Consider the following 13,898-nt stretch of genomic DNA (forward strand, 5'->3'; position numbering starts at 1 on the left):
GGGTGCAAGCAAGTCATGCTTTTTTGTGCTTTTTAACGCTTTCACGCCTGTATTCCCACTTGGGATACAGGCTTTTTATTTTGGTTTAATGTGTGGCCACACTAAACATATAAAAAATTTTATAGAAAAGGAGATTTGTGATGAATCAATTCACCAAATTGCTACTACCCATATTGCTTTTATTATTTTTAACAGCTTGTAATACCGATACTGCCAACAATGATGATGAAAATTCGACAAATCAACCATCCGAACAAGCTAAACAATCGGCTTATCCGCTGACGGTGACAGATGGCCGTGGTAAGGAAATTACCATTTCGGAAAAACCGAAACGTATTGTTTCGACTGCTTTAGCTGTCGATGAATTGCTGGTGGATTTAGTACCTTCTGAAAATCTTGTAGGCGTCACAGCGATTTCTAGTGATCCAGCGATTTCCAATGTTGCAGGCAAAACCGATTCAATTGAAACGAAATTTGAAACCGTAACAGCCGAGCAAATTTTAGCATTAAAGCCAGATTTGGTGATTATTCCTTCTTACGTTAATCCAGATGTATTGAATCAATTAGAAAATGCCGGAATTACAACATTCCAAGTCATCGATGACACTTCCTTTGAAGGTATTTTAAAAACCGTTGAAACGCTGGGGAAAATTGTCGGAGAACAAGAAAAAGCGAATAACTTAATCGCGGATATTCAAAAACGAATCGATGCATTAAAAGAAAAAGCGGACAAAAAAGAAAATAAACCCCGCGTTCTTTATTACACGGAATACTCCTCCAGTGTGACAGACAATACCACAATCGGTGAAATGATTAAATTAGCCGGCGGAATTAATGTTGTATCGGAAGCAGGGATTGTAGGCGAATCCTACCCTGACTACCCGGAAATTTCAAAAGAGGTATTGGTTCAATTAAAACCAGATGTGATTTTTACAACTGCCTGGGGGTCTACTACAAACAATGGGGAGCCGGCTTTCGTAACAGAATGGAAAAAAGACCCTGCACTAAAAGACGTGCCAGCTATTAAAAACAATAAGATTTATGTGCTAGACAGCGCCAATGTAACCACTGCCTCCCACTATGTAATCGAAGGAGCAGAAGAAATGGCTGCGATTTTATCTAAGGAGTAACAAAAGATGAAGCAACTGAAAATGCCCGTCTTTTTTATCGCCAGTTTTATATTATTTCTATTCAGTATCGTCATCGCCACGAGTTTCGGTGGCGTGACGATTCCCCTTTTTGAAACCGTTCAAGTTTTTTTGGCTAAACTTCCTTTTTTCTATTTTGAAACGGACTCTACCTTTGAACAGATTTTGCTTTATATTCGCTTGCCACGTGTCATTGTAGCAAGCATTGTTGGTGCCAGTTTAGCTGTGTGTGGGGTGGTCATGCAAAGCTTATTCCGCAATCCGATGGCAGAACCGGGCATCATTGGCATCTCATCAGGAGGCTCTTTAGGAGGAGTCATTGCTATTTATTTTGGGTTATCCCATATCAGTACCTTTTTTGTTCCTGTCTTTGGTTTTTTAGGGGCTCTCCTCACTTTGCTTCTTGTCTATATCATTTCTACATCAAACGGCAAAACATCCATGTTAACTCTTCTTTTAACAGGGGTCGCCATCAGTTCGTTCATTTCCGCTTGCAGTTCTCTTATTATTACATACGCGAGCTACGGCCAATTGCAGCAAATTCTATACTGGCTTATGGGCAATTTAAATGGACGGGATTGGGATGATGTAAAGCTGTTAATCCTCCCTTTTATCCTTTGCAATATTCTCATATTCAGCTACCGCAAGCAGTTGGATATTTTATTGCTTGGGGAAGAGGAAGCGAAAAACTTGGGCATCCATGTGCAACGGACACGCACCATTTTATTAATTAGCGCTTCTTTATTAACAGGGGTTTGCGTCTCTTTGACTGGCGCCATCGGATTTGTCGGCTTAATTGTTCCTCATATGATTCGCTTGTTGATTGGGCCAACCCATCGTTATTTGATACCAACCAGTCTGATAGGTGGTGCATTATTTTTAACATTGGCTGACTTAATCGCGCGCCTCGTTATTCGCCCAGCTGAAATTCAAATTGGGATCATTACTGCATTCTTAGGTGCTCCATATTTTATTTTCTTAATATTGCGCCAGAAAAAAATGGAGGGACTTTTATGAATGAAGCGGCTCTTGAAATTCAATCTTTAACCTTTCATCGGAATGCCCGAACCATTTTTAATAACCTTTCCTTCACTGTTGAAAAAGGGAAGTTTATTGCCCTCATTGGACCGAATGGAACGGGAAAATCTACCTTATTAAAATGTTTGGCCGGCATTAATCGGATTGATAGCGGAGACATTAAAATTTTTAATCGGTCCCTTCGACAGCTGAAACCTATGGAAATCGCCAAACGCATCACCTATATGCCCCAAACGACCACATTAGAGACGAATTTTACTGTGCAACAAGTGGTCGAAATGGGGCGTTATCCACACAAAAAACGGTTTTCCCGCTGGATGAAAACCGATCAGCTGGCCGTCAAAAAAGCGTTGGAGCAAGTCGGCATCAGCCATTTGAAACATCGATTTGTCCCTTCTTTATCTGGAGGAGAACGGCAGCTTGTCTATTTAGCAAAAGCCATTGCTCAAGAAACAGATATTTTACTATTAGATGAACCGACTTCTGACTTAGATATTTACTATCAAGTCATTGTAACGGACATTCTTCATTCTCTCGTACAGGAAGGAAAAACGGTCATAGCAGCCATTCATGATATCAATTTAGCTACCCGCATTTGTGACCAATGTATTTTTTTAAAAGATGGAAAGTTTGTGGCTTATAATGCCCCTTCTGACGCGTTAAATACCGAAAATATTGCCAAAACATTTCAGGTGAAATCCATCATTTATCAAGAACCTTTAATGAAGAAGAAGCAGATGATTCCTTTTGATGTATTAACATAATCTGATTATTTATTAGGAGAGTGATATTCAATGAAAAAAGATTTGCGTTATATTTGTTATACCTATATGAGGGAGAAAAGCTGCAAAGTGGATTATGAAGTGCTTTCAGATGCTTTAACTGTCAGCATTGGCATGGTGATTCCCTATTTAACCAAAGAGCATGAACAAATTATAAAAGATGATCTCATTCGCCTGCAGCAATTAACGTATCACGCCAATGGTTCTGTTCGGGGCAACCTGGCTATCACGGAAGAAGATGTTGAATGGTTAAGCTCACGGTACGACTATTATAGCGGGCAAGTGGGCGAAGCAATGAAACATTTCGTCATACCACAAGGATGTCTGGCAGCACTGCATTTGCATCGTGTGAGAAATGATGCAAAGCTTGTTTACCGCGCCTTGTATCATGTACATAAAGAAAACCCGGTTAGCGAATTATTATTCAAATTTATCGGCCTTCTATCAAACGTTGCCCATGCTATGGCTCTTTACGTTAACAAGCTGAACGATGTGAAGGAAATTCCTTTCCATACCAAATCTTATATTCTAAAATGACAAAGAAAAAGCCTTGATACAGCAAGCATTTGGCTATATCAAGGCTTTTTGGTTATGACTTATCATTAATCTTGTCACAAACAATGTATAAAAGTACGCCCTTTTCAGGCAGTTCGGTCAATCCTACCGGCGCAAATTTGGTGCAAATAGCTGAACATGAATTTATTGTAATAAATGGAATTTATCCATAGCAGTTGTCCCCGTATTAATCAGATCCCAACAAAATTCGTATTAGGAAATGAAAATATGGAAAAGAGCAATAACCATTGTAACAGCGATTAACGTCATATGTGTTGTTCGTAAGCTCTTAACCTTTTTATTGTTAAATAACATTAACCCAATCAAACCGGCTATTCCCAACACAATAGCTGATACTAGTCCACTAACCCCTTCATCTTCCAATCTTCCTTCATGAAGGTACATGAGAATGCCGTGACAGATACTTAAAAGGACCGTGACGATTCCAATCAGTATGTGGTATTTACCCAAAAATTTCGTCAACGATATATAGATTTGCTTAATTGACGGAAATGTCGTAATCATCGGTTTGGTTAATTTTCTCATCGGAAATATTAACCCAGCCACTGCAAATGTGATAACCGTCCCCCAGCCAATCATTTCTCCTGCATCTTCATAGCGGTCGTCTATATGTTCTTTTTTGCCATAACCCCATTCGTAATGCTCATGATGCTCCCCAAAATCATCATCCGCAAATGCGATGTGACCAGACGTACAAATCAGTGCAAAACAGAAAATTAGTGCCATCAATAATTTCAAATAGTTCATAAAGCTCCTCCTGTTCATCTTGATATTGACTATAAGCGTAACCAAACAAAATGAAAAATCTCTGAAATCATGGCCGAACTAAAAATTTTTCACTCTATTCTCCATCGAAAATTCTATGTATCGGCTTTTTCAGCGTTATTCAATATCTCAGAAAAGAACAGGATATCAATGTAGAAAGGATAATGAAATGTAACCAAAAAATAAAACCTTGATACAGCAAGCATTTATGCTGTATCAAGGCAAAAATCAGTGACATTATTCAATAATTGTGTGACAACATTAATTATCACTCACATACTGCAAGTATCGGTTATTTTATTCCACCGTTACAGATTTTGCTAGGTTACGAGGTTTGTCGACGTCACAGCCGCGTTCAAGAGCCGCATAGTAGCTGATGAATTGGAGCGGCACGACAGAAACAAGCGGTGTTAGAAGTGGATGAACTTTCGGAATCACCAGACGGTCATCGTGCTCATCCAGTCCTTCCATGGAAATTACGCATGCATTTGCCCCGCGCGCCACCACTTCTTTCACGTTTCCGCGGATATTCAATGCCACTGGCGCTTGTGTAACGAGGGCAAAGACTGGCGTTCCTTTTTCAATCAACGCAATCGTACCATGCTTCAACTCCCCGCCTGCAAAACCTTCCGCCTGAATATAGGAAATTTCTTTTAACTTAAGAGCACCTTCCAAACTTACATAATAATCGATATTGCGGCCGATGAAGAATGCATTCCGGGACTTGCTTAAATATTCATTTGAGATTTTGTGCAATTCCTCTTTGGAATCCACGATAGATTGAATCGCGTTGGCAGCAATGGCCAGCTCTGTTTTCAAATCGAAATCGGATTTGATTCCTTTGCTTTTTCCAGTGACATAAGCGGCGATGGCAAGTACCGCAAGTTGTGCCACATAAGCTTTTGTCGATGCCACGGCAATTTCAGGGCCGGCATGTAGCAATAAAGTATAATCCGCTTCACGGGAAAGAGTGGATCCCGCAACATTAGTAATAGTTAAAGAAGGATGGCCTAATTTTTTCACTTTTACAAGCACTTGTCTGCTGTCGGCTGTTTCACCGGATTGGGAAATGAAAATGAACAGCGGCTTTTCGGAAAGCAACGGGATGTTATAGCCAAACTCGCTGGAAATGTGCACTTCCACTGGAATTCCGGCAAGTTTTTCAAAATATTGTTTTCCTACAAGGCCTGCATGATAACTGGTTCCTGCTGCAATAATATAAATCCGGTCCGCATCGCGCAACGCTTTTAAGATCGGTTCGTCGATTGCCAATTCGCCTGCATCGTTGCTATATTCTTGAATAATTTTACGCACCACGCCAGGCTGTTCATCCATTTCTTTCAACATGTAGTGAGGATATGTTCCTTTTTCGGCATCGCTCGCATCAAGTTCCACTGTATAAGGGTTTCGTTCAATTTTTTGTCCATCCAAAGTGGAAATTTCCACTTTATCTTTATGCACAAGTACGATTTCTTCATCATGGATTTCAATAAATTGATTTGTCACCTGAAGCATCGCCAAAGCATCGGATGCCACCACATTGAATCCTTCACCGACTCCGATCAGCAAAGGAGATTTATTTTTTGCGACATAAATCGTTTCCGGATCTTCTTTATCAAGAAGGGCGATCGCATAAGAACCGTGCAATAAAGAGATCGCTTTGCGGAACGCCTCTTTTGTTGATAATCCTTCATTAGCGAATAGTTCCACTAATTGAACAATCACTTCTGTATCCGTATCAGATTGCATTGGAATCTCTTTTAAATATTCTCTTTGCAACAAGTGATAGTTTTCAATAACTCCATTGTGTACAATGGTAAATCTACCTGATGCACTTTGATGGGGATGGGCATTGACTTGATTTGGTTCACCGTGAGTCGCCCAACGCGTATGACCAATGCCGATATTTGCTTCAACTTGATCATCAACGATTTGACGCAAGTGGGCAATTCTGCCTTTATCTTTAAAAACCGTAACACCATTTTCATTCAGAATGGCGATACCGGCTGAGTCATATCCCCGATATTCCAGTTTTTCCAATCCTTTAATTAAAATTTCCTTCGCATCCAACTTTCCGTTATATCCGACAATTCCACACATTTTAACATTCCTCCGTTACAAGCGATATCTTCATAGATTTGAAAAAGACAATAAAAAATACCGCCTACATCCGCTCTTTTTTTAACATCGAATTCTGTCTAATTAAATCAATTTAAAAAAAGAAATGTAGGTTTGATATCGCTCTATATTATTGATTATTGCCTTTTCGTTCCTTTGTCCATAAAATCGCTTTTATGTTTTAAGAACGAAATTGCGACCGGGCAATGCGGTCGGGAGGTACCCGCCGAAAACTCGATAAACCTCCTCCTCGTCAACTAAGGATTGAACGTCCGATTTCCTTAGTCCAGGCGCTATCATTATTTTCCTTGCATTTTTATAGCGCGTAACTACCCTCCTTTGCCGCGCTTGAATAATTCCCTTATAAAATATGGAAATTATTCATGAAAAAATCAAGCAACTACATCATACAGAATATGCTACTTTCCGTCAATGATTTACATTTGTTATTTTTTATTATTCTATACAAATTGGTTGAACCCATCTATGTATAGCTGCCCAAGAAATTGTCCTGGGCAAAAAAATTTTTTTATACCTTTGAGAAAAAAGTACTAACAATTACTCCTGAAGCTCTTGCTCTTTTAACAAGTTGACGATTTCTCTGTTAAATTCAGGCAAGTCATTCGGGGTTCTGCTTGTCACCAATTGGTTTCCGCAAACCACCACCGGCTCGTCATGGAATTTTGCACCGGCATTTTCCAAATCCACCCGGATGGATTTATAACCAGTGACGTCGCGCCCTTCCAATTCCCTTGCCGAAATTAACAGTTGCGGCCCATGGCAGATGGCGAATACAAGCTTGTTTGCCTTCATAAATGCTTTTACAAATGCCACCACGCGATCGTCATCCCGCAACAGATCCGGTGAAAAGCCTCCCGGAATGAACAATGCGTCAAAATCATCCGGATGGACTTCTTCAATTCCATAATCAATATCCACTTTGGCTCCTCTTTTTCCTTTTACGGTTTTATTGCCCTCTTTATCGATCGTCACGATTGTGTGGCCCGCATTTTCCAGAGCTTCTCTAGGGCTTGTAAATTCAACATCTTCAAATAAGTCTGTTATAAGTGTTGCAATTTTTGCCATAATCTCTCCACTCCCTTTCATATTTCACATTTATTACTATGCCCATTCCTTCTTTAATTAATCAGTGCCTGATGGAAATAGTGGAGGTGAAATGGTTTCTCGCGCTAAAGGGAGTGGACCTGGGTGGATGGATTGAGACTTGTGTGGATACAGTTATCCCCAAAAAATTAAAACTGCGCAGAACATTCATATTCTGCGCAGCCGTTCATCTCAATCATTCATGCCCATTTCTTTTTTTACCACTTCTGCTATGCGGTTTACATAACTTTCACATTCTTCTTCTGTAGGCGCCTCCACCATCACACGCACCAACGGCTCTGTACCTGAAGGTCGAACCAGTACACGGCCATTATTTCCAAGAACGTTTTCCACTTCTTTGATAACCTCTTGTACTTTCGGATTTTCTTTTACTTTATGTTTATCTGTTACCCGTACATTGACTAAGCGTTGTGGATATACTTTCATTTCTGATGCCAGTTCAGATAGAGGTTTTCCTGTCAATTTCATAATGCTCACCAATTGGATTGCCGTGAGCATACCGTCGCCGGTTGTATTGTAATCAAGGAAAACGATGTGGCCGGATTGTTCGCCGCCGAAGTTGTAATCATTTTTGCGCATTTCTTCAACGACATAGCGGTCACCGACAGGCGTTTGCGCGCTGGTCATCCCGTTTTCTTCCAACGCTTTATAGAATCCCATATTGCTCATGATAGTGGATACGACTGTATTTTTCTTTAAAAGCCCTTTGCTGTTTAAATATTTGCCGATGATAAACATGATTTGATCGCCGTCTACAACGTTTCCTTTTTCATCAACGGCAATCAAACGGTCTCCGTCGCCATCAAAGGCCAGCCCCACGTCCGCTTCTCTTTCCAAGACGAATTCCGCAAGCTTTTCAGGGTGTGTGGAACCTACCCCGTCATTGATATTTAATCCGTCCGGCGAAGCGCCCATAGTTGAAATATCCGCTTCCAAATCAGCAAATAAGTGGGTAGCCAATGAAGAAGTAGCTCCGTTAGCACAGTCAAGAGCCACATGAATACCTTCAAAGTCAACATCCACCGTTTGTTTTAAATATGAGAGATACTTCTGGCCGCCCTCAAAATAATCGCTGACCGTGCCCAATTCCGCACCAATCGGCCTAGGAAGCGTATCTTGTTCGGCGTCAATCAATTTTTCAATTTCTTCTTCCTGTTCATCGGTCAATTTAAAGCCATCCGGTCCGAAAAATTTAATTCCATTATCTTGAACCGGGTTATGGGATGCGGAGATCATGACCCCTGCATCCGCATTCATCACACGGGTCAAATAAGCGACACCCGGAGTGCTTATTACCCCCAGTCTCATAACCTCCACACCGATAGAAAGCAATCCCGCCACTAACGCCCCTTCCAACATATGGCCGGAAATTCTCGTATCTCTGCCGACAATGATTTTTGGTCTTTCTGTTGCGTTCTTTGTTAAAACATATCCCCCAGCACGGCCAATTTTAAACGCAAGTTCCGGTGAGAGTTCTGTATTTGCAACTCCACGTACACCGTCAGTTCCAAAATATTTTCCCATAACTATTCTCTCCTTCAACACTTGACATTCCATACAAATGAACATTTATGGAATCAATTACAAGTAATAATATGCTTTGAATAGGTTTTATCTTTTTATATGGTTTAATTGCTGTTTGCATCACTATTTGACTCATCGATATTTTGCTCTTCATTTGTCGTTTCGTCAACACTTGTTTCGGATTGGGATGTTCTTGTGATATTTGCCCGAACAGAAATTTTATCAGTTCCCAATCTTGTAGCGCCTTTAGGCAATTTCAAATTCACTTCATAATTCCCGGAATGATCCACCTGCGATAAGTCAAACTCCGCTTCTAACGTCTTGATCGAGTCAACGATTGATTTTGGACCAAACACTTGAACCGATTTTGTATCGGTTTCCAATTGACGAATCACGACTCCCGGCGGCGGGGAGCCTGTTTGTTTCAGCGTCACTGGAACACTTTTACTGTATTCTTCCACCTCGACAGTGACGTTTACTGTCTGTGGTTCAATATACACATCCAATTTGTTTAAATTGCCATCCAATACCTTGACGTTCGCCTCTTGGGTAAATGACTCTTTGATTCCGTTTGATGCCGAAACCGTTGCCTTTACATAATTAATTCTTTCAATCGCACTTTTGGCACCTGTAACAACTACTTTGCTCGGTTCCACAGTCATGGATTTTAGCATATAGCCTTCAGCAATTAATTGACTATTGATTTCAGGATCCACTTTGAACTCTTGGGTAACTTTTTCCTCAATGACCACATCAACCGCTTCAGGATCGATTGTCACATTTAATTTTGGATTAAAGTTTTCATGCTGAATGGTCACTCTGTGTTTGCCGATTAACAGATCGCTCAAGTCAACAAAAACTTTAAAATCTTTTTTGAATTTTGTTTGCAGTACGAGCTGCATCGGCCCCTCAATTGTAACATCCACCGTTTCCGGCAGACCGGTAACAATCAAGTTTTCCGAATCATAATAAGCCTCCAGCGGCACATCTGTAATAATGTCCACTTGATTATTTGACGTAGGTTCTTTCCCGCCTGTCAATTCGGCTTTCACATAAAAGAAAAGCAGGAGTGCCAAAATGAAGGCTGTTGCCCTCAACACCCATATATTATCAAAAAATTTATCCATGCTTTTTCCCCCTCCAAGTCCACTTAGAGGATGCTTCTAATTCGCCTTCAGGGCCAAACCATAATGTTTTCAGCAACGATTCGAAATTCTCCAACGTGAGATTTCTATGTAAATTGCCGTTCACTGCAATACTAATTGCCCCAGTTTCTTCGGACACGACGACCACAATGGCATCTGTCACTTCACTTAACCCAAGGGCAGCTCTGTGCCTCGTCCCCAACTCTTTGGAAATCAAAGTGCTTTCGGACAACGGCAAATAACAAGCTGCAGCTGCAATACGATTTTTTTGGATAATCATTGCTCCATCATGAAGTGGGGTATTTGGAATGAATGTATTGATGATCAGTTCTGAAGAGATATTTGCATCTAATCGGATGCCCGTTTCGATATATTCGTTTAAGCCGGTTTCTTTTTCAATGGAAATGAGAGCACCGATCCGCCGTTTTGCCATATAGCTTACCGCTTTTTTCATGGCTTCGATCAAACGGGCCTGTTCATCTTCCAATTGATTGACTGAACGTTGAAATAATCTTCCCCGCCCAATCTGTTCGAGGGCTCTCCGAATCTCAGGAGTGAAAATGATAATAATTGCCAAAAATCCCCAATCAATGACTTCTTGCAACATCCAACCTAACGTATCCAGACCAAAAATTTCAGTGGCAATTCTTGCAACGATAATAACAAATAGCCCTTTCAACAATTGAACCGCTTTTGTTCCTCTGATTAGGGTTAATATTTTATAGATCACGTACCAGACAAGTATGATGTCCAAAAAGCTGAAGATGATATTTACAGGTGTAAAATCCGTAAATTGCTCAATTATATTCATGTGGCATCCCCCACTTATTTAACCAAATCAATCACATATAAATCATAAGCGATATAGTTTATGCTTGTTTTATAAAAATAGTATGCAAATATTTTTCATTTTCTAAATTAAATCAAATTTTCCCAATTTATATACTATTATCAAGTATATCATAATCAAATTCATTAAGCTTTTATAGTATTAACGAAACTTTTTTGAAAATGTTTCTTTATTTAAGCCGAACGGATTATCATGTCCATCACAAAAAAAGAACTGCATCCTTAAAGGTGCAGTTCATTCCAAAATGGAGGATCAAATTAATCTTTCCCGTTTTCAAACAGTGCCAAAAAGTCCTTTGTCATCCGTTTCACTTCATACCAAACCCATTCAAATACCTGATCGATTTCATGGATTTGGCCCGTCACCACTGCAGTGGATGCCATATACTCTCCATTAATGACAATTACATTGCCGTCCACTTCACCTTCAACGACAATATCTCCATTTTTTACAACGATATCGCCTTTCACAACTTCGCCTTCAGGGACAATAACGGTTTGGCCTTCCACTACCAAGTTCGGTTGTTTCGTTACTGAAAATTTATCATCATTGAAACTTCCAAAAAGTGTTGCACTCATAAATAGAATAAACATGGCAGCCGCTACCAAGAACGGATGTCTTCTCAGCCAGTTTTGTATACCGAGTCGATTTTTTGGTCGAGGAAGACGCTTCATTACCTTTTCTTCAAAATGTGGAGGTGCCGTAATTTGTGCCGCACTTTTAATAAATGCAACCGCATCGCTTAGTTGATGCATATGCTCTTGACATGCCGTACATGTCTTCAAATGCTGTTTAAGCACTTGCTCGTGTTCACGGCTAATGTCGCCATCCAGATACTCGTGCATATATTCAATAATGTGTTGTGGACACGTACTCATGCGATTTCCCCTCCTACAGTTCGTTTAACTGCTTTCTCAATGCTTCACGACCTCTATGAATTCTAGTTTTCACTGTTCCCAAAGGCAAGTCAAGTATTTCACTAATTTCTTGAAGCGAACATTCTTCAATATATTTTAATACAATTACCGTACGATATTTCTCTGGCAATTTGCTGATTTCATGTTGGATGCGTTCTTGAAATTCCATTTGAAGTGCTGCATCTTCAGGCAGCTGATCGTCATTGGCAATATGGGAATACATATTCAATCCATCGGTTCCGTCGACCTCTGCATCTAAATAGTAATCCGGCTTTTTTTTTCTGATCCTGTCTATACACAGGTTTGTCGCGATTCGATAAAGCCACGTGGAAAACTTTCTCTTGGGATCGAACGTATGGAGATTGATATACGCTCGGACAAAAGCTTCTTGGGCAATATCTTCAGCCTCTTGTTTATTTCCTAGCATTCGGTAACAAATTTGGTACAGCTTGTGCTGATAAAGGCTTACAATGTCCGCAAAGGCATTTTGATCGCCTTTCAGCACTTGCTTTATTCGTTTTTTCACTAACGCATCCATACATTAACTCTCCACCTTTTGGGTTAAATACTGTACGAACGAACTCAATAAAAAGTTTCACTTTTTTTCTAACATATAAAAAATTTTTTTCATCTTATCTAATCAAGTATAGAATAGTCAATATATAGAAATAAATAGTGATTTTTACACTAATTTTTCTCCCATCAACGATCCCATTAATGCTACTGCAGTATCAGCCGTTTTATTGCGTTCATCAAGAATTGGATTGACCTCTACAAATTCACAAGAAGTAATAATTTTTGCTTCTTCCAACATTTCCATCGCCAGATGACTTTCCCGATAAGTGATTCCGCCAGGCACCGGCGTTCCAACACCGGGTGTATAGATCGGATCCAGCGCATCCAAGTCAATGGAAATATGCACCCCATCCACTTGTCGTGCCTTCAAATAAGCCACGGTTTCTTCAATGACTTTCGACATCCCCATACGGTCAATTTCATGCATTGTGAAAATTTTGATCTTTTTTTCCTTTATTAAAGCTTTTTCCCCTTCATCAATCGAACGGGCACCGATGATGACAACGTTTTCAAATTTGACTGCAGGAGCATCCTTTGCAACATTGATTAACCGCTCATCCCCAAGTCCAAGATTAACCGCTAAGGGCATTCCATGAATATTTCCGGAAGGGGTCGTCTCCGGCGTATTGATGTCTGTATGGGCATCGAACCAGATAACTCCCAAATTCTTATAATGCCTTCTTATTCCGGCAATGGAACCGATGGAAATGCTATGATCTCCCCCCAAAATGACCGGGAATCTTCCCTGCTTTATTACTTCATCGACTTTTTCCGCCAATTGTTCACTGACTTCTAACACTTCTTCCAAATTCAATAATTTATCTTCTTCGCTTTTTGTTTTCTTCGTTTTGTGGACTGATACATTTCCTTCATCATTAACATCATAACCTAATTTTTCCAATCTCTCAATGGCTCCGGCATATCTCATCGCGCTTGGCCCCATATCCACACCCCGACGTTGTTGGCCATAATCAGAAGGAACACCGATAATAGAAATTTTCTTTTTTTCCATCAAAAAACACCCCCTAGATACTTTTTATTCTATAGGAAATTTATCCTGTGACTCAACTTGACATAATGATGCATAATTATTCAAAGTCTGTCGCCAAATGAATTCGTTTAAAAGGATGTTCGGAACAATTTGCGTATTTGCCGGCATTTCAAATTTTGTGCAAAATTATGAGCATTCTTACCCAACCCATCAATTTTTTGGCTCTATAATATTTGGTGTTGGTGAGTATAAACCAGCACCAATTTTTTTGAACAAAAAAAAATGAGACAGTGACAAAACTCTGGTAAAATGTAATCGCCAAAACACATTTTCCAAAGGAGTT

13 protein-coding genes are annotated in these 13,898 nt (G+C 40.0%); 4 read left to right on the forward strand and 9 right to left on the reverse strand.

What is annotated here, in order from left to right; genetic code table 11:
* The first annotated feature begins 140 nt into the window (after positions 1 to 140).
* The 4 genes from ACFPOH_RS02305 to ACFPOH_RS02320 are packed head-to-tail and all read left to right on the forward strand — an operon-like array spanning position 141 to position 3,505.
* Positions 141 to 1,130: an ABC transporter substrate-binding protein gene (locus tag ACFPOH_RS02305; RefSeq protein WP_342470949.1), complete on the forward strand. Its 990-nt coding sequence runs from the start codon at positions 141 to 143 to the stop codon at positions 1,128 to 1,130.
* Between the two features lie 6 nt (positions 1,131 to 1,136).
* Positions 1,137 to 2,165, forward strand: coding sequence for a FecCD family ABC transporter permease (locus ACFPOH_RS02310; protein WP_342470948.1), 1,029 nt, complete (start codon positions 1,137 to 1,139; stop codon positions 2,163 to 2,165).
* The gene (locus tag ACFPOH_RS02315; RefSeq protein ID WP_342470947.1) at positions 2,162 to 2,950 is read left to right on the forward strand and encodes an ABC transporter ATP-binding protein; all 789 of its coding nucleotides are present in this window, start codon (positions 2,162 to 2,164) and stop codon (positions 2,948 to 2,950) included. The genes ACFPOH_RS02310 and ACFPOH_RS02315 overlap by 4 nt, the downstream gene beginning before the upstream one ends.
* A 30-nt stretch (positions 2,951 to 2,980) precedes the next feature.
* Positions 2,981 to 3,505 (forward strand): hypothetical protein, encoded by a 525-nt coding sequence (locus tag ACFPOH_RS02320; protein ID WP_390308767.1) that lies wholly within the window; start codon positions 2,981 to 2,983, stop codon positions 3,503 to 3,505.
* 231 nt (positions 3,506 to 3,736) lie between these two features.
* On the opposite strand, the gene ACFPOH_RS02325 is transcribed toward ACFPOH_RS02320, so the two are convergent.
* The 9 genes from ACFPOH_RS02325 to rocF form a co-directional block, all read right to left on the reverse strand.
* The gene (locus ACFPOH_RS02325) at positions 3,737 to 4,291 is read right to left on the reverse strand and encodes a hypothetical protein (protein WP_390308768.1); all 555 of its coding nucleotides are present in this window, start codon (positions 4,289 to 4,291) and stop codon (positions 3,737 to 3,739) included.
* 315 nt (positions 4,292 to 4,606) lie between these two features.
* Complete coding sequence (gene glmS, locus ACFPOH_RS02330) at positions 4,607 to 6,409, reverse strand: glutamine--fructose-6-phosphate transaminase (isomerizing) (protein WP_342470944.1); 1,803 nt, start codon at positions 6,407 to 6,409, stop codon at positions 4,607 to 4,609.
* Positions 6,410 to 6,985: 576 nt separating this feature from the next.
* On the reverse strand, positions 6,986 to 7,513 hold the full coding sequence (locus ACFPOH_RS02335) for a type 1 glutamine amidotransferase domain-containing protein (RefSeq protein WP_390308769.1): 528 nt from the start codon (positions 7,511 to 7,513) through the stop codon (positions 6,986 to 6,988).
* A 210-nt stretch (positions 7,514 to 7,723) separates the two neighbouring features.
* Positions 7,724 to 9,076, reverse strand: coding sequence for a phosphoglucosamine mutase (glmM, locus tag ACFPOH_RS02340; protein WP_342470942.1), 1,353 nt, complete (start codon positions 9,074 to 9,076; stop codon positions 7,724 to 7,726).
* 104 nt (positions 9,077 to 9,180) lie between these two features.
* Positions 9,181 to 10,203: a CdaR family protein gene (locus ACFPOH_RS02345; protein ID WP_342470941.1), complete on the reverse strand. Its 1,023-nt coding sequence runs from the start codon at positions 10,201 to 10,203 to the stop codon at positions 9,181 to 9,183.
* Positions 10,196 to 11,032, reverse strand: coding sequence for a diadenylate cyclase CdaA (cdaA, locus tag ACFPOH_RS02350; protein WP_342470940.1), 837 nt, complete (start codon positions 11,030 to 11,032; stop codon positions 10,196 to 10,198). The genes ACFPOH_RS02345 and cdaA overlap by 8 nt, the downstream gene beginning before the upstream one ends.
* A gap of 296 nt (positions 11,033 to 11,328) precedes the next feature.
* The gene (locus ACFPOH_RS02355) at positions 11,329 to 11,949 is read right to left on the reverse strand and encodes an anti-sigma factor family protein (RefSeq protein ID WP_342470939.1); all 621 of its coding nucleotides are present in this window, start codon (positions 11,947 to 11,949) and stop codon (positions 11,329 to 11,331) included.
* A 13-nt stretch (positions 11,950 to 11,962) separates the two neighbouring features.
* The gene (gene sigW, locus ACFPOH_RS02360; RefSeq protein ID WP_342470938.1) at positions 11,963 to 12,526 is read right to left on the reverse strand and encodes an RNA polymerase sigma factor SigW; all 564 of its coding nucleotides are present in this window, start codon (positions 12,524 to 12,526) and stop codon (positions 11,963 to 11,965) included.
* Positions 12,527 to 12,670: 144 nt separating this feature from the next.
* Positions 12,671 to 13,576 carry an arginase gene (gene rocF / locus ACFPOH_RS02365; RefSeq protein WP_342470937.1) on the reverse strand — a complete coding sequence of 302 codons (906 nt, stop codon included), beginning with the start codon at positions 13,574 to 13,576 and terminating at the stop codon, positions 12,671 to 12,673.
* Positions 13,577 to 13,898 lie beyond the last annotated feature (322 nt).

The sequence above is a fragment of the Ureibacillus suwonensis genome (assembly GCF_042655065.1).
Lineage (GTDB): Bacteria > Bacillota > Bacilli > Bacillales_A > Planococcaceae > Ureibacillus > Ureibacillus suwonensis.

Bases quoted from the DNA above. Each gene is read 5' to 3' on its own strand.
- rocF (WP_342470937.1), bottom strand. From the start codon at position 13,576: ATGGAAAAAAAGAAAATTTCTATTATCGGTGTTCCTTCTGATTATGGC.
- ACFPOH_RS02345 (WP_342470941.1), bottom strand. From the start codon at position 10,203: ATGGATAAATTTTTTGATAATATATGGGTGTTGAGGGCAACAGCCTTC.
- ACFPOH_RS02315 (WP_342470947.1), top strand. From the start codon at position 2,162: ATGAATGAAGCGGCTCTTGAAATTCAATCTTTAACCTTTCATCGGAAT.
- ACFPOH_RS02320 (WP_390308767.1), top strand. From the start codon at position 2,981: ATGAAAAAAGATTTGCGTTATATTTGTTATACCTATATGAGGGAGAAA.
- ACFPOH_RS02355 (WP_342470939.1), bottom strand. From the start codon at position 11,949: ATGAGTACGTGTCCACAACACATTATTGAATATATGCACGAGTATCTG.
- ACFPOH_RS02335 (WP_390308769.1), bottom strand. From the start codon at position 7,513: ATGGCAAAAATTGCAACACTTATAACAGACTTATTTGAAGATGTTGAA.
- ACFPOH_RS02305 (WP_342470949.1), top strand. From the start codon at position 141: ATGAATCAATTCACCAAATTGCTACTACCCATATTGCTTTTATTATTT.
- cdaA (WP_342470940.1), bottom strand. From the start codon at position 11,032: ATGAATATAATTGAGCAATTTACGGATTTTACACCTGTAAATATCATC.
- sigW (WP_342470938.1), bottom strand. From the start codon at position 12,526: ATGGATGCGTTAGTGAAAAAACGAATAAAGCAAGTGCTGAAAGGCGAT.
- glmM (WP_342470942.1), bottom strand. From the start codon at position 9,076: ATGGGAAAATATTTTGGAACTGACGGTGTACGTGGAGTTGCAAATACA.
- ACFPOH_RS02325 (WP_390308768.1), bottom strand. From the start codon at position 4,291: ATGAACTATTTGAAATTATTGATGGCACTAATTTTCTGTTTTGCACTG.
- ACFPOH_RS02310 (WP_342470948.1), top strand. From the start codon at position 1,137: ATGAAGCAACTGAAAATGCCCGTCTTTTTTATCGCCAGTTTTATATTA.
- glmS (WP_342470944.1), bottom strand. From the start codon at position 6,409: ATGTGTGGAATTGTCGGATATAACGGAAAGTTGGATGCGAAGGAAATT.